This window comes from Thermosynechococcus vestitus BP-1, from assembly GCF_000011345.1.
Lineage (GTDB): Bacteria > Cyanobacteriota > Cyanobacteriia > Thermosynechococcales > Thermosynechococcaceae > Thermosynechococcus > Thermosynechococcus vestitus.
In genome coordinates this window covers 799,370-821,122 of the sequence record NC_004113.1, presented here as the reverse complement: position 1 = coordinate 821,122, position 21,753 = coordinate 799,370, and the positions used below count along the sequence as shown (strand labels likewise).

The 21,753-nt window shown below is 54.1% G+C and carries 21 protein-coding genes; 10 read left to right on the top strand and 11 right to left on the bottom strand.

Annotation, left to right across the window (positions count from 1 at the left end; genetic code table 11):
* From dnaJ to nusB, 4 genes are read left to right on the top strand one after another with little or no spacing between them, the layout of a single operon-like run.
* Complete coding sequence (gene dnaJ / locus TLL_RS04010) at positions 1-1,122, top strand: molecular chaperone DnaJ (protein ID WP_164920758.1); 1,122 nt, start codon at positions 1-3, stop codon at positions 1,120-1,122.
* Positions 1,123-1,163: 41 nt separating this feature from the next.
* Positions 1,164-2,273 carry a tetratricopeptide repeat protein gene (locus TLL_RS04005; RefSeq protein WP_011056632.1) on the top strand — a complete coding sequence of 370 codons (1,110 nt, stop codon included), beginning with the start codon at positions 1,164-1,166 and terminating at the stop codon, positions 2,271-2,273.
* 33 nt (positions 2,274-2,306) lie between these two features.
* Positions 2,307-2,987: a DUF502 domain-containing protein gene (locus tag TLL_RS04000; RefSeq protein WP_011056631.1), complete on the top strand. Its 681-nt coding sequence runs from the start codon at positions 2,307-2,309 to the stop codon at positions 2,985-2,987.
* 23 nt (positions 2,988-3,010) lie between these two features.
* Positions 3,011-3,649, top strand: a complete 639-nt coding sequence (nusB, locus tag TLL_RS03995) for a transcription antitermination factor NusB (RefSeq protein WP_011056630.1) — start codon at positions 3,011-3,013, stop codon at positions 3,647-3,649.
* On the opposite strand, the gene TLL_RS03990 is transcribed toward nusB, so the two are convergent.
* On the bottom strand, positions 3,628-4,062 hold the full coding sequence (locus TLL_RS03990; RefSeq protein WP_011056629.1) for a hypothetical protein: 435 nt from the start codon (positions 4,060-4,062) through the stop codon (positions 3,628-3,630). The genes nusB and TLL_RS03990 overlap by 22 nt on opposite strands.
* A 271-nt stretch (positions 4,063-4,333) precedes the next feature.
* On the opposite strand from TLL_RS03990, the gene TLL_RS03985 reads away from it, so the two are divergent.
* Positions 4,334-4,567 carry a DUF7219 family protein gene (locus TLL_RS03985; RefSeq protein WP_011056628.1) on the top strand — a complete coding sequence of 78 codons (234 nt, stop codon included), beginning with the start codon at positions 4,334-4,336 and terminating at the stop codon, positions 4,565-4,567.
* Here the strand turns inward: TLL_RS03985 and aroB are convergent.
* The 4 genes from aroB to TLL_RS03965 all read right to left on the bottom strand — a co-directional run bounded on the left by aroB (position 4,564) and on the right by TLL_RS03965 (position 10,233).
* The gene (gene aroB / locus TLL_RS03980; protein ID WP_011056627.1) at positions 4,564-5,670 is read right to left on the bottom strand and encodes a 3-dehydroquinate synthase; all 1,107 of its coding nucleotides are present in this window, start codon (positions 5,668-5,670) and stop codon (positions 4,564-4,566) included. The genes TLL_RS03985 and aroB overlap by 4 nt on opposite strands.
* 46 nt (positions 5,671-5,716) lie before the next feature.
* Positions 5,717-6,982, bottom strand: coding sequence for an AmpG family muropeptide MFS transporter (locus TLL_RS03975; protein WP_011056626.1), 1,266 nt, complete (start codon positions 6,980-6,982; stop codon positions 5,717-5,719).
* Between the two features lie 55 nt (positions 6,983-7,037).
* Positions 7,038-9,638: a glycogen/starch/alpha-glucan phosphorylase gene (locus TLL_RS03970; RefSeq protein WP_011056625.1), complete on the bottom strand. Its 2,601-nt coding sequence runs from the start codon at positions 9,636-9,638 to the stop codon at positions 7,038-7,040.
* A gap of 163 nt (positions 9,639-9,801) precedes the next feature.
* The gene (locus tag TLL_RS03965; RefSeq protein ID WP_011056624.1) at positions 9,802-10,233 is read right to left on the bottom strand and encodes a hypothetical protein; all 432 of its coding nucleotides are present in this window, start codon (positions 10,231-10,233) and stop codon (positions 9,802-9,804) included.
* 112 nt (positions 10,234-10,345) lie between these two features.
* Here TLL_RS03965 and murA point away from each other — a divergent pair, with 112 nt between their 5' ends.
* Complete coding sequence (gene murA, locus TLL_RS03960) at positions 10,346-11,665, top strand: UDP-N-acetylglucosamine 1-carboxyvinyltransferase (RefSeq protein WP_011056623.1); 1,320 nt, start codon at positions 10,346-10,348, stop codon at positions 11,663-11,665.
* Here the strand turns inward: murA and TLL_RS03955 are convergent.
* The 6 genes from TLL_RS03955 to TLL_RS03930 form a co-directional block, all read right to left on the bottom strand.
* The gene (locus TLL_RS03955; RefSeq protein ID WP_011056622.1) at positions 11,621-12,193 is read right to left on the bottom strand and encodes a hypothetical protein; all 573 of its coding nucleotides are present in this window, start codon (positions 12,191-12,193) and stop codon (positions 11,621-11,623) included. The two genes, murA and TLL_RS03955, sit on opposite strands and share 45 nt — an antisense overlap.
* On the bottom strand, positions 12,193-12,822 hold the full coding sequence (locus tag TLL_RS03950; RefSeq protein WP_011056621.1) for a class I SAM-dependent methyltransferase: 630 nt from the start codon (positions 12,820-12,822) through the stop codon (positions 12,193-12,195). The genes TLL_RS03955 and TLL_RS03950 overlap by 1 nt, the downstream gene beginning before the upstream one ends.
* Entirely contained in the window at positions 12,819-14,627 is a 1,809-nt protein-coding gene (locus tag TLL_RS03945; RefSeq protein WP_011056620.1) for a proline--tRNA ligase, read from the bottom strand. The genes TLL_RS03950 and TLL_RS03945 overlap by 4 nt, the downstream gene beginning before the upstream one ends.
* A 53-nt stretch (positions 14,628-14,680) precedes the next feature.
* Positions 14,681-16,180: a hypothetical protein gene (locus TLL_RS03940; protein ID WP_164920757.1), complete on the bottom strand. Its 1,500-nt coding sequence runs from the start codon at positions 16,178-16,180 to the stop codon at positions 14,681-14,683.
* A 168-nt stretch (positions 16,181-16,348) separates the two neighbouring features.
* A protein-coding gene (locus tag TLL_RS13495; protein ID WP_315862510.1) for an IS5-like element ISTel4 family transposase occupies positions 16,349-17,115 on the bottom strand; the annotation gives its coding sequence in 2 pieces (ribosomal slippage) (positions 16,349-16,764 and positions 16,764-17,115; 768 coding nt in all).
* Between the two features lie 41 nt (positions 17,116-17,156).
* A complete protein-coding gene (locus TLL_RS03930; protein WP_164920756.1) occupies positions 17,157-17,444 on the bottom strand; it encodes a hypothetical protein in 288 nt (95 codons plus the stop codon).
* A gap of 244 nt (positions 17,445-17,688) precedes the next feature.
* Here TLL_RS03930 and TLL_RS03925 point away from each other — a divergent pair, with 244 nt between their 5' ends.
* The 4 genes from TLL_RS03925 to TLL_RS03910 all read left to right on the top strand — a co-directional run bounded on the left by TLL_RS03925 (position 17,689) and on the right by TLL_RS03910 (position 21,683).
* On the top strand, positions 17,689-18,630 hold the full coding sequence (locus tag TLL_RS03925; RefSeq protein ID WP_164921119.1) for a DMT family transporter: 942 nt from the start codon (positions 17,689-17,691) through the stop codon (positions 18,628-18,630).
* Positions 18,631-18,673: 43 nt separating this feature from the next.
* Entirely contained in the window at positions 18,674-19,459 is a 786-nt protein-coding gene (gene cpdA, locus TLL_RS03920; RefSeq protein WP_011056616.1) for a 3',5'-cyclic-AMP phosphodiesterase, read from the top strand.
* Between the two features lie 70 nt (positions 19,460-19,529).
* Positions 19,530-21,215, top strand: coding sequence for a B12-binding domain-containing radical SAM protein (locus TLL_RS03915; protein WP_011056615.1), 1,686 nt, complete (start codon positions 19,530-19,532; stop codon positions 21,213-21,215).
* A 123-nt stretch (positions 21,216-21,338) separates the two neighbouring features.
* Complete coding sequence (locus TLL_RS03910; RefSeq protein WP_011056614.1) at positions 21,339-21,683, top strand: ArsR/SmtB family transcription factor; 345 nt, start codon at positions 21,339-21,341, stop codon at positions 21,681-21,683.
* The last annotated feature ends 70 nt before the right edge of the window (positions 21,684-21,753 follow it).

Below are 21,753 nucleotides of genomic sequence, written 5' to 3'. Positions count from 1 at the left end.
ATGGCTCGTGATTTCTATGAGATCCTAGGTGTCTCACGGTCTGCGGATGCTGAAGAATTAAAACGAGCCTATCGGCGCTTGGCTCGCAAGTATCACCCCGACGTCAACAAAGAACCGGGCGCTGAGGAAAAGTTCAAGGAAATCAACCGCGCCTACGAGGTGCTCTCGGATCCCCAAGCGCGAGCCAACTACGATCGCTTTGGGGAAGCCGGCGTTAGTGGGGTGGGAGCGGCTGGCTTTAGTGACTTTGGTATTGGCGATATGGGTGGCTTCGCCGATATTTTTGAAACCTTCTTTGGGGGTTTTACCACTAGCAGTCGGCGGCAGCAGGGACCCACTCGAGGTGAGGATCTGCGCTATGACCTAAAACTGGAATTTCGCGAAGCCGTTTTTGGTGGTGAGAAGGAAATTCGCATTAACCATTTGGAAACCTGTAAGACCTGTCAAGGCACAGGGGCAAAACCCGGCACACGACCAGTTACCTGTAGTACCTGTGGTGGTGTTGGTCAAGTGCGGCGATCGGCACGAACTCCCTTTGGCAGTTTTACCCAGCTAACCACCTGTCCAACCTGTGGCGGTTCCGGTGTGGTGATTGAAGACCGCTGTGAGTCCTGTGGCGGCCAAGGCCATATCCAAGTCAGCAAAAAGCTAAAAATTACGATTCCTGCTGGGGTGGACAACGGCACACGGCTGCGGGTCTCAGGTGAAGGGGATGCCGGTTTGCGGGGAGGGCCTCCCGGCGATCTCTATGTCTACCTTTTTGTTCAACCTGATCCTGAGTTTCAGCGCGAAGGCAACAACATCCTGTCGCGGATTAAAATTAGCTACCTGCAAGCAATTCTTGGCTGTCGGATTTCCGTCAGCACGGTGGATGGAGAAGCAGAACTGAAAATTCCCGCGGGTACCCAACCCGGCACCGTGTTAGTTCTAGAAGGTCGCGGTGTTCCGCGGGTGGGCAATCCCGTGGCGCGGGGCGATCACCTAATTACCGTTGATGTCGAAATTCCCACCCATATCACCCATGAGGAGCGTGAGCTGCTGGAGAAATTGGCAAAAATTCGTGGCGAGCGTCTGGGCAAAGGCGGTTTAGAGGGCTTCCTCGGCAGTCTATTTGGTGGTTAGGGAGTGTTGCCTAAAATAGAAAATAATGTCGGGGTGCTGCCATGCTGACTGAGGTTTTGACAGCCTTGGATCAGGGAAATTTCCAGCAGGCAGAGCAATTGCTGGCCACCTTGCCTCCTGAGGAGCCTGGGGTCCTCCTGTGCCGAGGCCAACTCTATCTCAAGACAAAGCGGCTAGAGGAGGCTGAGTCAGACTTTCGCCAATTACTGCGGCTAAACTGTGGCCCCAAGCTGATGCAAATGGCACGGCGCGGCCTCGAAAAAATTGAGCAAATTCGCCAACAGCAGCGGCAGCAGGCCATTTTAGAAACCCATGCCGTGGTGGGCCTAGAGCAGCAGGGCGTTTTGATCCTCGAGGGGGTGGCTGCCGCAGAGCAGCGGGTGATTCTTGCCCGCCTTTTAGCCACCCTGTTCAAGATTGACCCCTACACGGCGCGCCTTTTGATCCCGTCGCGGGGCTGGCGTTTGATCCGCACGGGCAACTTTGGGGAACTCAGCGTTTATTGTCAAGAACTAAAGCAGCAGGGGTTTACCCTCTTTTGTGTCCCTTTTGAGGCCCTGACAGCCACACCCGTCTTGCAGGTGCGTTATTTTGCAGCCTTAGAGCCAAGGCCGCGTGTGGTATGTACGGCTTCTCTATCATCAGAGCCAGTGGAGTTTACGTTTAGTTGGTCACAGGTGAGCCAGCGAGTTGAGGGGTTGCTACCGATTTTTGAGCAGGTATGCGATCGCGATCGCCAAGGGAAAGTCACCCGCAAAGAACAGATTCAGGATCATGCCCAGTGCTGTGATCTTCATCTGTTGGAGCAAAATCAAATCCTGCGCTTTTATCGCGGCGGTTACCAGTTTCACCAAGGGATTCCCCTGAGCCAAGTGACAGAGGTGATCCAGAGCGAGTTGGATTTGGATCAAAGTACCTCATGGGCGAAGTGGCGGCAGTTATCGAGTCTTTGGCAGCAGCACTGTGGCGATCGCCCCGTCTGGCAAGACTTCACCAGCTTTGCAGAAACCGCCTTAGACTTTACAGAACTTCTGAGTAAAATCCCCCCCCACCTTAACCTCTTTCGCCGGGAGGACAGTCCGTGGGATGCCGCCTTCATGCTCTACAGCAGTTTGGCCTTCCACCGTGCCCGCAGTGGCAGCAACCGCTAAGCTAGAAACAGAAGTCTGCTCCTGCGAGTATCTGTGCTGCACCGATGCCAACAAGCAATTAAAAACGATCTCATTGCCGGTCTGCTGGTGGTGATCCCGCTAGCAACGAGGATTTGGCTATCGATTTCTGTTTCCCGTTGGGTCTTGGCTCTCCTGACCCGTCTTCCTAAGCAGGTGAACGCTTTCAAAACTTGGCACTCCCTGCTGGTGGATTTGCTCAATGTAGCCGTGGGGATTGTTGTGCCCTTAACAGGGGTTTTGCGCATTGCCTTAATGGTCCGCAATATCTTTGGCCAGTGGCTGTTGAACACTGGTGAGAGCATTTTCCAGCGCATTTCCCTGGCGGGCACAATTTACCACACGATTCATAAAGTGCTGCAACAACTCCTGGAGACAATTCTGCGGGACTCGCGCGATTGCTTTCACCGTCTGGTGCTCGTAGAATACCCGCGTCCGGGTGTGTGGGCCGCGGCCTTTGTCACTGGCACAAATGGTTCGTTGCCAACGGTCTTTTCTGATCCTATGTTAAGTCTATGGCTCCCCTCCTCCCCCAACCCCACCACAGGTTGGTATGGGATGGCCAGTGACCCGGATGTGCGAGATTTGGATATTGCGATCGAGGACACCTTTAAGCGAATTATTTTTGCAGGGATTGTCACCCCAGGAGCGGTTCCAACTTCGGCGTTGACCCCTGCCACTGCTCCGGTGCCCTAGGAACTTTTTTTGAGGATTAACCCATGATTACTGCTCGTCGTGTTGCTCGTGAATTGGCTTTGCTGAGTGCGGCTCAAGTGTTACGCCAACCGAAACTGCTGGATGAAAGCGACTGCCGCAGTTTGATCCTGATGGCGGTACGCACCTTGGCGAGTGATGTGCGCGATACCCTCGAACAGGCCGGCACCGAACTCAGTGAAAGTCAACGACTACTCCGCCACAGTGAATTCCAGTTGCCCCACCTGGAAAAGGCACAGATGGTGCTTCAGGATGCCCTGCAGCGGGCGGAAAAGGGTTTGAATAAAATAGGCGCTGCTCTGGATTTACCTGAGATCCTCTACTTTGCCCATCAGGAGGAAGTTCAGGCCTACGCGATCGCCCTCCTGCGCTGTTTACAGCGATACCAAAACGAGATTGAAGAACTGGTCAATCGCTCAATGGTGGATTGGCAACTGGAGCGGCTGACGCAGCTAGATCGTGCCATTATTGAAATTGCTGTAGTGGAAATGCGCTACCTTGAGGTTGCCAAGCAGGTGGCGATTAACGAGGCCATTGAATTGGCCAAACGCTATAGCGATGAGGGCAGCCACCGTTTTATCAATGGCGTGCTGCGGCGGATTAGCGAAGCCCTTGACCCGGCTCAGGCAGCCACCGGTAACTGAAAGGACCGCCACAATTGCTGCCGCCCCAACTCCACGTCCTCAAGCCGGCATTGCCAGTGGGGATGGGCACTCATCACTAAACTTTCGAGGGTTTCGCGATCAAAAAGATGCCAAACGGGAGCACCGTCAACCGCGTGGGCGATCGCCAGCAGATTTTCAGCGACACAGTGAATTTCTAAGCAGGTAGCCGCCCGCTGAATTTGCAACTGCTGCCCCGGCTGGAGCGATCGCACCGCCGCCATGATCTCCCGCAGCTCAGAGATGCTCTGGACGCAGACTCCCGGAATGGCCACCCGCTGCTCGGGATCTCCATTGACTTGCAGCCAATAATGACGGCTGGGATCAATTCCTAAGAGCCAAGGATCAACATCATCTAAGCGATAACGGGGCGCCAAGGAGAGTCCGTGCATCATCTATCCATTTCCTAAATCACAGCATTTTATCTGGCGATCGCGAGGGATCACACTTCCCTTATGTAGTGTGATAAGTCTCCTTTATTTAATCAATCAAAGTTAATAATGCTTAACTTTTTGCTAATATTTGTTAACAAAGCCCCTTTTACCCCCCCAGGGAGTTCACAGTTTTGTTACGGCAGTTACACTAATCCCAGGGAAAATTAGTTAAGCTAGGGTTAAAAATAGGTTAATCCTAGGTTAATTCCTGCGCGCAAAGGATAGGTAAGCAATGAATAAATACGAATTTTTACACCCCCACCACCGTTACTATGGTGAGTTTACACCCGAAAACTTTTTATTTGATGCCAACCTGCAGGAATTTGCAACCCGAGTGAGCTACATTGCCAGCCTCGAAAACAGTGGCAAACTCTCCCCTCAGGACGCCTATAAGCAAATTAAAAATCTCTGGAAAGAATTAAAAGCCAGCAAAAAAAGTTTGCTAGACACTCCACCCTCTAGCTAGGCCTGCAGGCGATGGAGCGTCTCTCGAATCAGTTCTGCCGGTACCTGATCGCAAATTTGCCCATGGCCAATGGCGGTGGGGAGAATAAACCGTACATTTTGCGCCTGAACCTTCTTGTCGTGCTGTAGGAGTGCCAGCAGTCCCTCCACATCAAAGTGGGGGGGGATCGTTGTGGGCAGCTTTGCTTTGAGAATCAGTGCCCGTTGGGCAGCGGCAGCTTCTGCTGACCAATACCCCAGCGCCACCGCTAGTTCCCCAGCGGCAATCATACCAATGGCCACCGCCTCACCGTGGTTCAAAAGACGATAGTTGCCTATACTTTCAAGGGCATGGCCAATCGTATGCCCATAATTCAAAATGGCACGCAGCCCCGCTTCCCGCTCATCCTTGCTAACCACATCCACCTTTGCTTGGCAGGAACGCCGCAGGACTTGGATGAACTGCTCAGAGGGCAAAGCACCCATGCAATCCAAGCGCGGCAACTGACTCAACAAATGAAATAGCTCAGCATCCCAAATGACGCCGTACTTAATCACCTCTGCCATGCCAGCACGAAATTCTCTCGGGGGCAGGGTTGCCAAAACATCAGGATCAATGACCACAAGACGGGGTTGATGAAAGGCGCCAATAAGATTTTTGCCCTGGGGATGGTTCACCCCTGTTTTCCCACCAATGGCCGCATCCACCATCGCCAACAGACTGGTGGGAATCTGAACCACCGCAATTCCCCGCAGCCAGGTCGCTGCTGCAAAGCCAGTCATGTCGCCAATGACGCCACCGCCAAGGGCAAAGAGGGTGGAACCCCGCTCTAAACGCTGACTCAGGGCAGCATCATAAATCTTTTCAACAGTTCTGAGGGTTTTGTAGCGTTCCCCCGCCGGTAGGATGCAGGGGGTCACCTGCCAGCCGGCTTGCGTTAATGCCCCTTGCACATCCGTGCCGTAGTGCCGCCAAATTTGTGGATTAGAGACAATGAGGGCGGGTGCTTTCGGGGTCAAGGGGGTATATGCGGCCAAAAGAGCGGGCAACTGCCGCCGGGTGTTGGCACCAATGGCGATCCGATAGGAGTGCTCACCAAGGGGAACGGGAATCAGCGTCGTCATTGGAGGATTTGCTAGGGGCATCGACATCAAGTCACATCCAGTATTTTCAATCATCACTGCCGGGACGGGGAAAGGCGGGCCTCGCTTGCCAAGGAGCAAAAAACGGCAAAAGTAGCAGAGCTGGTAAGGCAGCGCCAATTGTAAAGAGAAAAAAGAGTGGCCACCCCATCATTTCTGCCACTTTACCCGCAGGGGCCGCCAGGATATCCCGACTAAAAGCAAAGAGACTGGAGAGCAGCGCATACTGGGTTGCACTAAATTGGGGGTTGCAAAGACTCATTAACAGAGCCGTCAGAGCAGCGATCGCCAGCCCGGCACAGAAGTTATCAATACTAATGGCAGCCACCATCACTGTTGGATTGGCACCGGCATTGGCCAAAACAAAATAGGAGAGATTGCTAGACGCTTGCAATCCCCCCATAATCCACAGAGCACGGTGAATACCAATTTGACTGATGGCCGCTCCCCCAGCAAGGGCGCCAACGATGGTGGCCATCAGTCCTACACCCCCCTGTACGGCCCCAATTTGGGTTTGGCTAAAGCCCTGCTGCAACAGGAAAGGGGTCATCATGTTGCCCGTGAGGGCATCCCCCAAGCGATAGAGGCAGATAAAGAGCAAAATAATCAGCCCCGTGCCCCAGCCGTAGCGCTGGAAAAAATCAAGGAAGGGCCGAATGACTGCTTGCGCCAATGACGGCGGAGCCGGGGGCTGCACCTCTGGTTCCGGTGCCCAGAGGGTAGTGACCATACCCACCCCCATTAGCAGCGCCATCAGGGCGTAAACCACTGGCCAGGGCAGTTGATCCGCAAGGATCAAGGCTAGGGAACCTGTGACCAAAAGCGCTATGCGATAGCCAAGGACATAAATACCCGCACCTGCTCCCATTTCAGGGGGCGCGAGGACATCGGCACGGTAGGCATCCACGGCAATATCTTGACTGGCGCTTAGGAAGGCAATGGCGAGGGCATTGATCGCCAACAGCCGCAGGCTCCTACTGGGATCCTGCACCGCCATCAGGGCGATCGCCCCCAACAGGAGCAGCTGAATCAGCAGTAACCAGCCCCGCCGCCGTCCCAAAAAGGGCATCCTATAGCGATCCAGCAAGGGTGACCAGAGAAACTTCAGGGAGTAGGGCAACCCCACAAGGCTAAAGAGGCCAATGGCCGTCAAGTCAATGCCTTCAACGGTCATCCATGCTTGCAGTGTTCGGCTGGTGAGAAACAGGGGCAACCCTGACGAAAAGCCCAACAAGAGCAGTGCCGCCATTTTGCGACTTTGAAAAACCCGTAGGGCTGCAGCGATTCCTGCCATTCATTTTGTTCCCCAGCTTGAGACTTGCCCTAGTGTAGAGCAAAAAGACACTCACCTAAAGACCACTGGCTTGACTGATGCGACTGGGGCGAAACGCAGGCCGACAAGTGTCCAAGGAAACAGGAACAGGTTCAACATGCCAGATGTCCTTGCAGTACTCAGCAATGGTGCGATCGCTGGAGAATTTGCCCATGCGCGCCACATTGAGAATAGACATCTGGGTCCAGTGGCTCTTATCGCGGAAGGCTTGGGCGACCCGTTGTTGACAGTCCACGTAGGATTGGTAGTCCGCCAAGAGCATATATTGATCCTCATTGAGCAGGGAATTAACAATGGGTTCAAATAGCCCTGGCTCCCGCGGATTGAAGTAGTCGGAAATCAGGCTGTCAATGACCTTCTTGAGCATTGGGTTGCTGTTGTAGTACTCGTGGGGGTTGTAGCCTTCCGCTTTCAGGCTCATCACCTCTTGCGCTGTCAAACCAAAGAGGAAGAAGTTCTCTGCCCCCACCTCTTGGCGGATTTCCACATTTGCACCGTCTAGCGTTCCAATCGTCAGGGCGCCATTGAGAGCAAACTTCATATTCCCAGTGCCAGAGGCCTCTTTGCCAGCGGTGGAGATCTGCTCCGAGAGATCAGCGGCAGGATAGACCATTTCACCAAGGGAGACTGAGTAGTTGCTGAGGAACACCACTTTGAGGCGACCATTCACATCGCTGTCGTGGTTGACCATGTCGGCCACAGAATTGATCAGCTTGATGATCATCTTGGCCATGAAGTAGCCGGGAGCCGCCTTGCCACCAAAAATAAATGTACGCGGTTGAAGATCAATGTTGGGGTTGGCCTTAATTTGTTCGTAGAGCGTAATGATGTGGAGCACGGCCAAATGCTGCCGTTTGTACTCGTGGATGCGCTTCACTTGAATGTCAAAGAGGGAGTAGGGATCCACCTCAATTTGGTTGTTGCGCCAGATGTACTCCGCTAAGCGCTCTTTGTTGGCTTGTTTGACTTGCTGCCACTTCGCCTGAAAGGCGGGATCGGTTGCGTAGGGTTCTAGGCCGCGCAGGTCTTCTAGGTGGGTAATCCAGCGATCGCTCTTCAGCGTTTCGGTAATCAGACTGGCCAAGGGGGGATTACTCATCAGCAGCCAACGGCGAGGGGTAATGCCATTGGTTTTGTTCTGGAATTTGTGGGGATACATCTCATAGAAGTCCCGTAGGAGTTCCTCCTTGATCAGTTCTGTATGGAGTTCCGCCACACCATTGACCGTATGGCTGCCAACACAGGCCAAATGCGCCATACGCACCTGCTTGGGATAACTTTCCTCAATCAGGGACATCCGTGCCAACCGCGCGGTATTGCCAGGGTAACGCAGGCGAATCTCATTCAGAAAGCGGTAGTTAATCTCGTAAATGATTTCTAAGTGGCGCGGTAGCAGTTGACCAAAGAGATCTACCGACCAGCGTTCAAGGGCCTCCGCCAGCAGCGTGTGGTTGGTATAGGCAAAGGTGCGCTGGGTGATGTCCCACGCTTTTTCCCACCCCAGTTGGTACTCATCCACCAGCAGTCGCATCAGTTCAGCCACACCAATGGCGGGGTGAGTATCGTTGAGCTGAATGGCCACCTTGTCGGGGAAGGCATCAAAGCTGGTGTGCCGGCGCAAGTAGAGGCGGATAATGTCCTGCAACGAACAGGAGACAAAGAAATACTGTTGCCGCAGCCGCAATTCTTTGCCCTGGGGGGTGTTGTCGTTGGGGTAGAGGACCTTCGAGATGTTCTCACTAAAGGTTTTTTCAGAAACTGCTTGGGTGTAGTCCCCGGCGTTAAACACCTGAAGGTTGAAGTCTTGGGCTGCACGAGCACTCCAGAGACGGAGCGTATTTACCGTATTTTTGCCATAGCCGGGAATGGGCGTATCGTAGGGCGTGCCAAAAACGGTGGTGCTGGGGATCCAACGGACGCGGTAGTGCCCTTGGGCATCAGTGTAGGCTTCGGTATGACCGCCAAACTTCACTTCAACGTTGTAATCAGGACGGGCAATTTCCCAGGGGTTACCAAAGCGCAACCAGTTGTCGGGGACCTCGTGCTGCCAGCCATTGGTGATAATTTGCTCGAAAATACCAAACTCATAGCGAATGCCATAGCCGACAGCGGGGATTTCAAGAGTAGCCAGAGAGTCGAGGAAACAAGCCGCTAAGCGTCCTAGACCGCCATTGCCTAGCCCCGGCTCTGGTTCACGATCCATCAGTTCGTTGAGGTCAAGGCCAAAGTCGGCCATTGCCTGCTTTGTTTGCTCGTAGAGGCCGACGTTAATTAGGTTGTTCAGGAGCAAGCGACCAATGAGAAACTCTGCCGATAGGTAATAGACCACCTTTGCATCCTGCTCAAAATAGGTTTGGGCGGTTTTAATCCGCCGATGCAGCAGGCGATCGCGCACCGTGTAGGCCAGGGCCATGAAGTAATCATAGGGCGTAGCAAACATGGCATCCTTGCCCTGGATGTAGTGGAGATTATCCACAAAGGCGCGCTTCAGGGTTTGCACTGTCATCCCTGTGCGATCGCTCTCGATATACAAATCGCAGTGTTCATCCTTGGCAGCAGGGTTGGTCTGGGAAACTGAATGAACAGGATAACCGTCAGGAGTGGCGGGATTATTCATGAAAACTGTGGCTCTGCAGGAATCGGCAATAACTTAACTTAAGGCTAATACAGATTTGTGAAATGTACATTAAATTACCACTGCGGGAATTTTAATAATTGATTTATCTGCCTTTACATTTTTTTAATATTCTCAAAGAGGCTCCCCAGGGCTTGGACCATCCCTAGTCGAACCAGCCAATTTCCGCATCCCCAAGGGGAGAGGCATTGGGATTGGGGGTAGGAATTTCATTGACAAGGGGCTTAAATCCCACATCCTCAAAACGGTAGGGCCGAGGGGCAGTGAGTTGGCGAATGACTGCCTTGGCCTCTTCAAATTCGGCTACTAGCGCCTGATGGCGGGTTTGGAGTTCCTGAAGCTCGCTGTCGAGCCCTTGGGCGCGATCGCGCCACCTTTGCAATTCCTTTTGCAGTTGTTCTATCTGGGCGCTCTGAGCCATTTTCTCAGCTTCTACAGCTGCTAAGGCTGCCTTGAGGGTGGCCAGTTCTTGCTCTAGTTCTGCCTTGGTGGGCTGGTGGCGACTCCGCTTGCTGGGGGCTTGACTCTGTTTAGCTACCTCTTGCCGCAGTAAATCGCTGAGATTTTGGGGTTCCATCAAAAAATGAAATGACTTGCACAATAACTATCTTTCCTCTGTTGATCTTTGCATAAAATTCGCACTGATAGGATATAATCGCTTGGAATTCTTTTGGCTGTGAGAGTGAACTATGCTAGCCTTGACCACACCGCCGCTGACCACAGAGCAGGCACACCTCAAGATTCAGGGGGGCTATCGGTTATCGGGTGAGGTGAGGATTAGCGGAGCCAAGAATTCAGCACTCGTCTTGATGGCGGGGGCACTCCTAGCAGCGGATACAACGATTCTCCGTGCCGTGCCTGATCTAGCAGATATTCGTCGCCTGGGGGAAATTTTACAGGCATTGGGGGTCAAGGTACAACGCCTTGGCAGTGAGGCGATCGCTATTGATGCCACAGCATTAAATACCAATGATCCCCCCTATGCCCTAGTCAGCCAACTGCGGGCAAGTTTTTTTGCCATTGGCCCTTTGGTGGCACGCTTGGGTGTTGCCCGCGTTCCCTTGCCAGGGGGGTGCGCTATTGGTGCCCGTCCAGTGGAACTGCATGTGCGCGGTTTGCAGGCAATGGGGGCCGAAGTCACCATTGATCACGGTGTTGTCACCGCCCGTGCCACCAAACTTAAAGGCACCCGGATTTACTTGGACTATCCCAGCGTCGGTGCCACTGAAACATTAATGATGGCCGCCACCCTTGCCGAGGGGGAAACCACGATTGAAAATGCGGCCCAAGAACCGGAAGTGGTGGATTTGGCCAACTTCTGTATCGCCATGGGGGCAAAAATCTATGGCGCCGGCACCAATTCGATCACGATTGTCGGGGTTGATCGCCTCCACGGTACTGAATACGAAATCATCCCCGATCGCATCGAAGCGGGTACATTTCTCTTGGCGGCGGCGGTCACCCGCTCGGCAATTACTTTGGCACCCGTGATTCCTAGCCACCTGACGCCTGTGGTTGCCAAACTGGCAGAGATGGGAGCGAAGATTGAATTTCCCGATCCCACCCGTGTCTGCTTCACCCCTGCCCAGCGCTATCGTGCCACCGACATTGAAACGCTCCCCTACCCTGGCTTTCCCACGGATATGCAGGCGCTGATGATGACGTTGCTGGCTATTAGTGAGGGAAATAGTTTAGTCAGTGAAACCGTGTTTGAAAATCGCTTTGGCCATGTGGCTGAGCTGAATCGCATGGGTGCCGATATTCGCGTCAAGGGGAATCACGCTGCCATTCGCGGGGTGCCCCATCTTTCCGGTGCGCCGGTAACCGGTACGGATTTGCGCGCCACAGCGGCTTTAGTTGTTGCTGGACTCGCTGCCCACGGGGAAACCCACGTCTATGGCTTGCAGCACTTAGATCGGGGCTACTGGCAAATTGAAGCCAAATTGCAAGGTTTGGGTGCACAGCTAGAGCGCTATGTTCCCAGTGCCGTTCCTTCTCCAGTGTTGTAATCCAGCCTTGGGGGCAATTGCGATCTCGTTTCCCATCCCCCCTGTCCATTGCGCCATCACATTCCTGAGAACTGCAGCCACGGTGGGCGTCCAATACTCCCAAGCACCGAGGGGTAGGGCCAGTGCCCCCCAATAGGCACCAAAAAGACAGCTTAAGAGCAAAGCGGCACTGGGTTGGTGTTTGCTGACAATTTGATGGGCCAGTTCTAAGTCCCAAGGGGCGATCGCCAAGGCATAGCGGAGGATGTCCCCCCTCTCGGGGGGTACAGGCAAAGGCACAGGTACCCAAGCGGCTTCTAGGTACTCATGGAGCAGAGTTTGAATCTCCTGCACTCCTTCGGGGACTAAAACCAAGGGTTGATCCCATGATGCCAACAACTGTGGTAGCTGAACTGGCCACTCCCCTTGGTTGCCGGCTAACCATTGGTGGGGCAATGTCTGCCCTAGATTGACATTCTCTTTAGCGATCCCCCATAGGAGGCCAAGGAGGGCACCGCGAAACTGCTCATAGACCCCACCTCTGACCATTACACGGCTTGCTTTTGACCAACGACAGCATAGAAGGGATCGGTAAATCCCCGCCAAGGCCAAAGGCGGGGCAGATGCGTTGCAATCACCTTGAGGGAAGGAGTACTGTTGATATAGGTTTGCACCAACTGCACGCGATCGCCCTCGCTACCCTCCCGCCACGCCTGAATCGCTTTTTCAAAAAACATTCGATTTGAGAAGCTGACAATAACCACCCCTTGGGGCTTAAGGATGCGGGCAATTTCCGTAAAAGTTGCCTCCGGATATTGGAGGTACTGCACCGACACTGCCATCAACACGGCATTAAAACTGGCATCCTCTAGGGGCAAGGCCAACTCTTCATTGAGATTCTGAACAAAATAACGATCTAGCCGGGGGTTGCGGGCTAGCTCCGCCGCATTCATCCCATGCCCCACGACTTCCTGAAAGGAGAGTTCTGGGGGTAGATGGGACACCCAACTACTCATTAGGTCCAAGACCCGCATCTGTGGCTGCAAGTATTGGCGGTAGAGATCCGTGAGGCGGGCCAGAAAGAAATCATCCACATGGGTAACAAAGCGCGGTGCCGCATAAAAGAGATCGTCCCTACGGCTATCCAATTTCGTGCGCTGTTGGGGATTGAGAATCATGGGGCTAACTGCTGAGCAATCTCCTTTTGAAGATAACGAACAACCTCGGTTAAGGGGAGGGTGGATTTCGCCCCCGTTGCCCGGATGATGAGTTCCACTTCACCATTGGCGATCGCGCGTCCGGTCACCAGCCGATAGGGAATGCCAATCAAATCGGCATCTTTGAATTTCACTCCTGCCCGTTCATCGCGATCGTCGAGGAGCACCTCAATCCCTGCCGCCTGAAGCTGCTCGTAAAGGTCAGTGGCCGCCTGCATTTGCTGCGCATCCCCAATGTTGGGTACAACAATGATCACCTGGTAGGGGGCGATCGCCAGCGGCCAGACAATCCCTTGGGCGTCGTGGTGCTGCTCCACCGCCGCCTGGGCCAAGCGGGAAATGCCGATGCCATAGCAACCCATCACCAGAGGGACCTCTTCCCCCTGCTCATTGGTATAGGTGGCCTTCATTGCCTCAGAATACTTGGTGCCCAACTGGAAAATATGGCCAATTTCAATGCCCCGTGCCGCTTCTAGGTGCTGGGTTGGATCATGGCAGGCGCGATCGCCCGCCTGGGCTTTGCGAACATCGGCAATAATTGCGGGCAGGGGACAGGATTTGCCCCAGTTCACCCCCACCCGATGCTGTTGATCGCGATTGGCTCCGGTAATAAATCGCTTTAACTCCACCACGGTGCGATCGGCAATGCGAATCCACTGGGGAATGATTTGGGAATCGGCTTTAATAACGGCATCTTCTAAATCAGGGCCAATGTAACCAAAGGGAATGGGGGTGGCTGCCCACTCTTGGGCTGTATGGGCATCTGCCAGCCGCAGATCCAGCAGTTTCGTTGCCCCGTAGTTGGGCGCAAGGGAAGTGAGGGTGTTGTGCAGCTTAACGCTGTTTACCTCTTGATCGCCGCGAATACTCACCAGCACAAGCCCCACTCGCCCATTATCGAAGACCGCTCGATAGAGGACATTTTTGACAATTTGCGTAGGATGGCACTGCAACTGCTCAACCAGGGCATCAATCGTCGCTGCATTGGGGGTATCTAGGGTGGCCACCGTTTTGTAGGTTGTTGGCACCGCGTCAGGGGGGAGCGAGACGGCCTTTTCCACATTGGCGGCATATTGGCCGTCAGCCGTATAGAGCACCTCATCTTCGCCGGCGGCAGCCAGTACCATAAACTCATGGGAACCCGAGCCGCCGATCGCCCCCGAATCCGCCTCCACAGCTCGAAACGTCAGGCCACAGCGCTGAAGAATACGGCTATAGGTGTCGTACATCACCTGGTAGGTTTCCTTCAGGCTGGCCACATCAGCATGGAAGGAGTAGCCGTCCTTCATAATGAATTCCCGTCCCCGCATCAGGCCAAATCGCGGGCGAATTTCATCACGGAATTTCGTTTGAATTTGGTACAGGTGCACGGGCAACTGCCGATAGGAGCGAATCAAGTCCTTGGCAAGGGCAGTGATCACCTCCTCATGGGTGGGCCCGAGTCCTAACTGCCGCTGAGCGCGATCGGTGAGGGAAAACATAATCCCCTCAGCTTTGGTATAGGTATCCCAACGTCCCGATTCTTGCCATAGTTCAGCGGGTTGTAATTGCGGCAGCAAACATTCCAAAGCACCACTGCGGTTCATTTCTTCACGAACAATCGCGCTCACTTTTTGCAAGACTCGCCACATCAAAGGCAGATAGCTATAGATGCCACTGGCAATCCGCCGAATATATCCCGCCCGCAGCAATAATTTGTGGCTGGGAATTTCTGCTTCCGCTGGCTCATCGCGGAGCGTGACAAAGAGCATTTGGGAGAGGCGCATACCTGGGCTATCGATACTGCACAGAGCCTCTATTTTACGATGACCAGCGATCCCTAGGGGGTAGCCGTTGGTTCCGGTTCCGCTGGTGGAGATTGAACAGGTGGAGATTGAACAGGTGTCGGCGTAGGGACAACAGTAGCTTCAGGGGTTGGTGAAGGACTGGCAGGGGCAATGGTGGTCTCAGGGGTGGGTGGGGGAGATACTCCAGGGGTAGTGGCCTCTGGTGTGGGTGTTGCTGGGGGAGATACCCCAGGGGTGGTGGCCTCTGCTGTGGGTGTTGCCGGGGAAGCTGATTCTGGCTCAGTGACTGGTTCAGCAGTCCTTTCAGAGGTAGTGGGGGGGCTGTCCCACCAGGCGGGGGTGGGGGCTGCCTGTTGACGTTGGCGCAGGCTGAGTTCATAGTCCCATTGCCAAATGCGATTGAGGGCTTCGGGGGAGAGGGCGCGATCGCGACCAATTTGCTCAGCGGTTCGAATGGCCTCCTCCAGTTTGCCTTGCCGTGCCAAGCGAATCGCTCGATCCAGAATAGGACGATCCTGAATTTCTTCGAGTTTTGCCTGCCACTGGTCGCGATAGTTGGCCACCACAGAAGCCAGCACCGCATTGCGGGGGAAAGATTGTAGAACCCCTAGGGCAGCTTGGTACTGTTTCCGTTCTGCGAGGGCGATCGCTGCATGGAGCAGAGGCCGCTCGTCAATCGTGCCCAGATCCCGCTGCCAAAGGGCAATCAAACCTTGGGCTTGAGCCCGTTCCGGCTGACCAAGGGGCACTTGCCGAGCTTGGGCAATGGCCAAGGCATACCCCCAGCGCAGACGGGTATTGGCAAGCCATGTCGCCCACTGGAGGTGCTGCTGGTTACGCAACCGTTGCTGCCATGTGTTGAGGTAGGCCTGAGCCGATTCATAGAAGGGATCTGTGATCGGAATCTGCCGCGCGCGGGCGATCGCCTCCCAGTAACCTAGAACCGTTCCCTTCGCCGCAAGGGCTTTGGCCTGACCGAGGATGACGATTGGGCGATCGTGGTAGGAAACATCGAGAGCCGGGGCAATTTTTTCAATGAGGGCTAAGGCACCCTCGCGATCGCCGGCCGTTAAGCGTTCCTCAGCATAGGCAAACACTTCCGGAATCCAACGGCGAATATCCGCCTGGGCTTGGGAATAGACAACCGCCTCTGGGGGAATTTTCAGAGCCAGCATAACCGCCGCCGCCAGTTCATTGGCCGTTAACCAAGCCGCCAAATCCCGTGCCTGCACCAGTTGTACCCACGCATCCTGTTCTTGGGAGATGCGCACCGAGAGCTTTTGTGCCTGTTCGCGCCAGTAGTCGGTACCCAGCTGGTTCATGAGTTTTACTTGCAGCAAAGCCAATCCCCAATCCTGGTGGCGCAGTGCCGCCTCAGCCGTCGCCAACAAGTTTCCACCGTCTCCCACATTCGTTGCGCTTAGTAGCTCTTGGGCTTGGGAGTAGCTTGCTGCAGTGATGGGGATTTTTTTCAGGAGCAGCGTTGCCAGTTTGATATTGCCTTGGCTCAACTGTTGGCGGGCGATGACCAATAGGACAGCTGACCACTCATCCAGGCGCCGCTTAGCTTGAGGAAACAGGGGGTGATCTTCTGGCCACTGACTGACGGTTTCAATCGCTTGCGCGAGAGAGGGTAAGTTGCCGTGGAGCGCTGCTTGATCGGCACAGTAGAGGCGATCGCCATCCCTTAGATACTGTCGTCACGAGATTGATGCCCAAATGGCGATACAACGGATGTGCACAGCAGCAAGGAAAGAAGCCGTATTTTTGGCGTATCGCGTGGCAATACCTCGCCAACGCTTGAGATGCAAAAAAGCATTCTCAACCAGATGACGAAGCCGATACAACTGCTTGTCGCATTCACGTCGCTGTCTGCGATGTCTGCGCGAAGGGATGACAGGCTGCATCCCATGCTCTTTGGCTTGGGCGATGAGGGCATCACTGTCGTAGCCTTTGTCCGCCAACAGGTACTTTGCATCGATTCCTTCGATCAAGGTTGCAGCTTGGCGACAATCCGCAGTGGTACCTGCTGTGATAACCATTCGCAGCGGCATACCATGCGCATCCACGGCCAGATGTATCTTGGTATTGAGCCCCCTTTTGTACGGCCCATGTCTTGGTTGCCGCCTTTGGCCCCTGTGGCATGAGGGTGGACTTTGACATGAGTAGCATCGATGATCAACCATTCGTAATCGGGCTCGTCGATCAACTGCTCAAGGACCTTTTCCCACACGCCTTTGTCTCGCCAGCGGCAGAACCTTCGATGCACGTTCTTCCAATCTCCGTACTCCGGGGGTAAATCCCGCCAAGGGGCGCCGGTGCGCAGTATCCAGAACACCGCATTGATGAACTGCCGGTTGTCTTTCGCCACACCCCCCCAGCTCCCTCGGCGTCCAGGTAGATGCGGTTCCAACCGCTCCCAAACCCGGTCGGAAATATCGTGGCGACGGTAGTCAGGTGTCCTCATGGCACGGTCCTATAATACAGTCCAGACACACGCTCAGTATCTCATAAACTCGTGACGGCACTATCTAGGATCAACAATGGGTGACGACAATCGGGCAGGGGGGGTAACAGCAATAGCCAAGTACCGGCCGCCATGAGCGTTGCCCCGGAGATAAAAAAAGGGATGAGCCAAGGCCACCCCTCATATGCATATGCCATGAGTCGTTGACGATAAACTTGCCAGCGGGAGGGCTTAGATTCAGGGGCTGTTGTGCCCACGGGGGCGATCGCTAGCTCCGCTGGCTTAGGAACCCGCCGGAACCAGCGTTGCCAAACCTCGAGTGCTTTCATCTCCTGCTGCGGCTCCTCACCCACGGCCTGAAATTTCCCTAAGATGCCAGGAAGGTCATTAGAACTTGTTATAGCAAATCAACTTGGCAATTCCCTCCTGAAGTTGCCGTTTCCGACGACAGGACTATAATTTAAGGATACGAATCGCAATAATCCTTAACATTCTTCTGGTTTGGCAACGCCTGTGACTGCACTCTGGCAACGCTTGATTTTAATCTCCCCCTTTTTCTTTTGGGGAACTGCCATGGTGGCCATGAAGGAGGTTATGCCCCATACCTCGCCGCTGTGGATTGCCGGTGTGCGCCTTGTGCCCGCAGGCCTACTGGTTTTAGGGGTGGCGATCGCCCTCGGTAAGCCCCAACCCAATACCTTGGGAGCCTGGGGATGGATTAGTCTTTTTGCCCTTGTGGATGGCTTTTTATTTCAGGGGCTTCTGGCCACTGGCCTATCCAAAACGGGCGCAGGTCTTGGCTCTGTGATGATTGACTCCCAACCCCTGGCGGTAGCCCTGTTGTCCCGCTGGCTGTATCAAGAGCGAGTTGGCGGTTGGGGTTGGCTGGGGCTCTTGCTTGGCCTAGGGGGCATTAGTGCCATTGGTCTAGGTGATGATCTATTGCCTTTGCTCCATCAACCCAGCGCATGGCAAGGTATTCCTTGGGGACAGTGGTGGCAGCGGGGCGAGCTGTGGATGCTATTGGCTGCCCTCTCGATGGCAGTGGGGACGATTCTCATGCGTCCCTTAGCACGCTACGCGGATCCCGTTGTGGCGACCGGCTGGCACATGGTCTTGGGCGGGTTGCCGCTGTTGATTTGGCCGAGCTTAAATACCCCAGCGCCTTGGGCGGCCCTACAGTGGTCGGATGTCCTCAACCTTGGCTATGCGACTCTCTTTGGCAGTGCGCTGTCCTACGGTGTCTTTTTCTATTTCGCTGCCAAGGGAAATCTCACCAGTCTCAGTGCCCTAACATTTCTCACCCCAGTATTTGCTCTCACCTTTGGGCATTGGTTCTTGGGGGAAACCCTGAGTCAGGTTCAGTTATTAGGAGTGGGTCTGACGCTCGTTAGCATTTACATCATTAATCAGCGGCAAGTGCTTGGGCAGTGGTGGCAACAACTCCCCTTACCCACCCGCTTGCGGGAGTCGGCAACGTCTGTCAGCGTTAAGGTGGTTGATGAGATGAAGTAGCCTCAGCATTCGAGTTACAGCGTTCCCAGACCTCAGCGAGTTTATGAATGAACCCGTTTACCTCATCCAGTTATCCGATCTGCATTTATTTGCCACCGATGAAGGCAGACTCCTTGGCCTGCCTACGGCTCAATCCCTAGCCGCTGTTTTAGAGGCAACTCGTCGCCATAGTCCCAATGCCGTGCTCCTAACGGGAGACTTAGCACAGGAACCCATTACCCCTACCTACGAACGTTTAGCCACTGCTTTCAGAGACTTTAGCTGTCCCGTATATTGGATTCCTGGCAACCATGATGAGCCGAGGGCAATGGTGCCGGCCCTTGAGCGTCCGCCGCTACGGGGCGATCGCCAAATCCATCTTGGGACTTGGCAAGGCCTGCTCCTCAGTTCTCAAGTGGAGGGCAAAGTTCATGGTGAATTGAGTCCTGAGACCCTTAGCTGGCTAGAGGCCACCTTGAGTCACACGGGCGATCGCCCCACCTTCATTGCCCTGCACCATCCCCCCTTTGAGACCGGTGCTCCTTGGCTCGATAGTAGCCGCCTACAAAACCCTGAGGACCTTTTTGCCGTGTTAGATTCCCACCCGCAGGTGAAGCTCGTTCTCTTTGGTCACATCCATCAAGAATTGATGACTGAGCGGCAAGGGGTAATGTATCTCGGCTGTCCCTCCACCTGTATCCAGTTTTTGCCCCGTGCCCCTGAATTTTCCCTTGAACCCGTTGGTCCCGGTTTTCGTCATCTATCGCTATACCCCAATGGCACATTTAAAACCCACATTGAGCGGGTAGAAATTCCCCTAACACTGGACTTTAGTGCCAAAGGGTACTAAAACCTAGGCGATAGCCGCATTTGTAGGCTATACCTAATTGAAAAGTGCCTGTAGGTAGGAGTGGTGGGCGATGAACCTCCGTCGGAGCAGCGATGAGATAAAACTGGTTCCCGAGATGACCAGTGGTCGAGTCCCCTATACCCCCCGTAACCATCGGCGCATCCTCTGCATTTTTCCCCGCTACAGCCGCTCCTTTGGTACGTTTCACCACGCCTACCCTCTCATGGGCACGGTACGCGCCTTTATGCCACCCCAAGGAATTTTATTGGTGGCCGCCTATCTTCCAGAATCTTGGGAGGTGCGCCTGATTGATGAAAATGTACGCCCAGCAACCGATGCTGACTACGCTTGGGCTGATATTGTCATTACCAGTGGCATGCACATTCAGCGGCCACAAATTTTAGAAATCAACGAAATTGCCCATCGTCACGGTAAACTCACTGCCCTTGGCGGGCCCTCGGTCTCCAGTTGTCCGGAATACTATCCCGATGTGGATATTCTCCACCTAGGGGAACTGGGGGATGCCACGGACAAGATGATTGCCTACTTTGATGAATACGGTAGCCAGCGTCCACCCCAGCAACTCATTTTTGCAACCACTGCTCGATTGCCCCTCAGTGAATTTCCTGTGCCGGCCTACCAGCATGTGCGCATGGAAAACTATTTCCTCGGCAGTATTCAGTTTTCCAGTGGCTGTCCCTTTCGCTGTGAGTTTTGCGATATTCCCGAACTCTATGGCCGCAATCCGCGTTTGAAAACGCCGCAGCAGATCCTCAAGGAATTGGACACAATGCTGGCCTCAGGGAATCCGGGGGCAGTCTATTTTGTGGATGATAACTTCATTGGCAATCGGCGCGCCGTGATGGAACTGCTGCCGCACCTCATTGACTGGCAAAAAGCCAATGGCTACCCGCTGCAATTTGCCTGCGAAGCAACACTGAATATTGCCCAAAGCCCAAAACTTCTAGAAATGATGCGGGAAGCCTATTTCTGTACGATTTTCTGTGGCATTGAAACGCCAGAACCTGAAGCCCTCCATGCTATCCATAAGGATCAAAACCTGAGTATGCCAATTTTACAGGCGGTGCAAACCCTCAATAGTTACGGCATGGAAGTGGTTTCTGGCATCATTATTGGCTTTGATACGGATACTCCACAAACCGGCGATCGCATCCTTGAGTTTATTCGCGCTTCCCACATCCCCACCTTAACGATTAACCTGCTGCACGCCCTACCCCGTACTCCCCTCTGGCGTCGCTTGGAAGCGGAAGGCCGCCTCAACCACGACGAAAACCGCGAGTCCAATGTTGAGTTCCTCATGCCCTACGAAGAAGTGGTAGAAATGTGGCGCCGCACTATCACGACTGCCTATGAACCGGAGTTTCTCTACCAGCGGTTTGCCTATCAAATGGAACACACCTATCCCAACCGCATTGCGGTGCCCAATAGTCCAGCTCGCCTCAGCCGTGAAAATATCCTGCGGGGACTGCGGATTATGAAAAATCTCCTCTGGCACGTGGGGCTTTGGGGGAGCTACCGCAAGACGTTCTGGAAACTGGCATGGCCTGCCCTGAAAAAAGGCCAAATTGAACAAGTGATCCACGTGGGTGTGGTGGGGCATCATCTAATTAACTTTGCCCAAGAATGTGCCCGCGGTGATGAAGCAGCCTCCTTCTATGCCCAACGGCTACGCCCAAAAAACACAACACCTAGCTCCCCCAAACCTGCCATCAAGTTGCCAGTCAAACTGCGTTAAGGCTTCTCGCAGAATGCCCCCTCCCTAGGGTGAAGTACTTTATTTACTTTACAGCTATATGATAAAATTCCTAGCCTAAATTAAAATTATATTCATCCATGTGCCCAATGTGCGATATCCCCTATGGCTGACCTCCCTTCCCCTGAGTTGCTCACCCACGTTGCCGAGTATTTTAAAGTGCTGTCGGAACCAAGTCGCCTGCAAGTGCTCTGTGCCCTCAAACAAGGGCGGCGCAATGTCTCGGAGATTATTCAAGAGACTGGGTTGGGGCAGGCCAATGTCTCAAAGCACTTGAAAACCCTTGCCCAGGCTGGCCTGGTGCACCGACAGCCCCAAGGGGTTACTGTCTATTACGAAATTGCTGACCCCACCATTTTTCCGCTGTGTGATTTGGTCTGTCAGCGGCTGAGGCAGCGTATTGAGGAGCAATCCCAAGTCGTCAAGGAATTGGTGAATAATTTCTCCTAGGCGCCCTGCCGCAATATGCGAGAATAGTTCGTAGGTCTTGATGAGTATGTCCTCTGCGGCTCAGCCCTAG

Bases quoted from the DNA above. Each gene is read 5' to 3' on its own strand.
- TLL_RS03990 (WP_011056629.1), bottom strand. From the start codon at position 4,062: ATGATGCACGGACTCTCCTTGGCGCCCCGTTATCGCTTAGATGATGTT.
- TLL_RS03930 (WP_164920756.1), bottom strand. From the start codon at position 17,444: ATGAAAGCACTCGAGGTTTGGCAACGCTGGTTCCGGCGGGTTCCTAAG.
- TLL_RS03985 (WP_011056628.1), top strand. From the start codon at position 4,334: ATGAATAAATACGAATTTTTACACCCCCACCACCGTTACTATGGTGAG.
- cpdA (WP_011056616.1), top strand. From the start codon at position 18,674: ATGAATGAACCCGTTTACCTCATCCAGTTATCCGATCTGCATTTATTT.
- murA (WP_011056623.1), top strand. From the start codon at position 10,346: ATGCTAGCCTTGACCACACCGCCGCTGACCACAGAGCAGGCACACCTC.
- TLL_RS03945 (WP_011056620.1), bottom strand. From the start codon at position 14,627: ATGCGCCTCTCCCAAATGCTCTTTGTCACGCTCCGCGATGAGCCAGCG.
- TLL_RS04005 (WP_011056632.1), top strand. From the start codon at position 1,164: ATGCTGACTGAGGTTTTGACAGCCTTGGATCAGGGAAATTTCCAGCAG.
- TLL_RS03975 (WP_011056626.1), bottom strand. From the start codon at position 6,982: ATGGCAGGAATCGCTGCAGCCCTACGGGTTTTTCAAAGTCGCAAAATG.
- TLL_RS03970 (WP_011056625.1), bottom strand. From the start codon at position 9,638: ATGAATAATCCCGCCACTCCTGACGGTTATCCTGTTCATTCAGTTTCC.
- dnaJ (WP_164920758.1), top strand. From the start codon at position 1: ATGGCTCGTGATTTCTATGAGATCCTAGGTGTCTCACGGTCTGCGGAT.
- nusB (WP_011056630.1), top strand. From the start codon at position 3,011: ATGATTACTGCTCGTCGTGTTGCTCGTGAATTGGCTTTGCTGAGTGCG.
- TLL_RS03915 (WP_011056615.1), top strand. From the start codon at position 19,530: ATGAACCTCCGTCGGAGCAGCGATGAGATAAAACTGGTTCCCGAGATG.
- TLL_RS03965 (WP_011056624.1), bottom strand. From the start codon at position 10,233: ATGGAACCCCAAAATCTCAGCGATTTACTGCGGCAAGAGGTAGCTAAA.
- aroB (WP_011056627.1), bottom strand. From the start codon at position 5,670: ATGACGACGCTGATTCCCGTTCCCCTTGGTGAGCACTCCTATCGGATC.
- TLL_RS03910 (WP_011056614.1), top strand. From the start codon at position 21,339: ATGGCTGACCTCCCTTCCCCTGAGTTGCTCACCCACGTTGCCGAGTAT.
- TLL_RS03950 (WP_011056621.1), bottom strand. From the start codon at position 12,822: ATGATTCTCAATCCCCAACAGCGCACGAAATTGGATAGCCGTAGGGAC.
- TLL_RS03955 (WP_011056622.1), bottom strand. From the start codon at position 12,193: ATGGTCAGAGGTGGGGTCTATGAGCAGTTTCGCGGTGCCCTCCTTGGC.
- TLL_RS03925 (WP_164921119.1), top strand. From the start codon at position 17,689: ATGGTGGCCATGAAGGAGGTTATGCCCCATACCTCGCCGCTGTGGATT.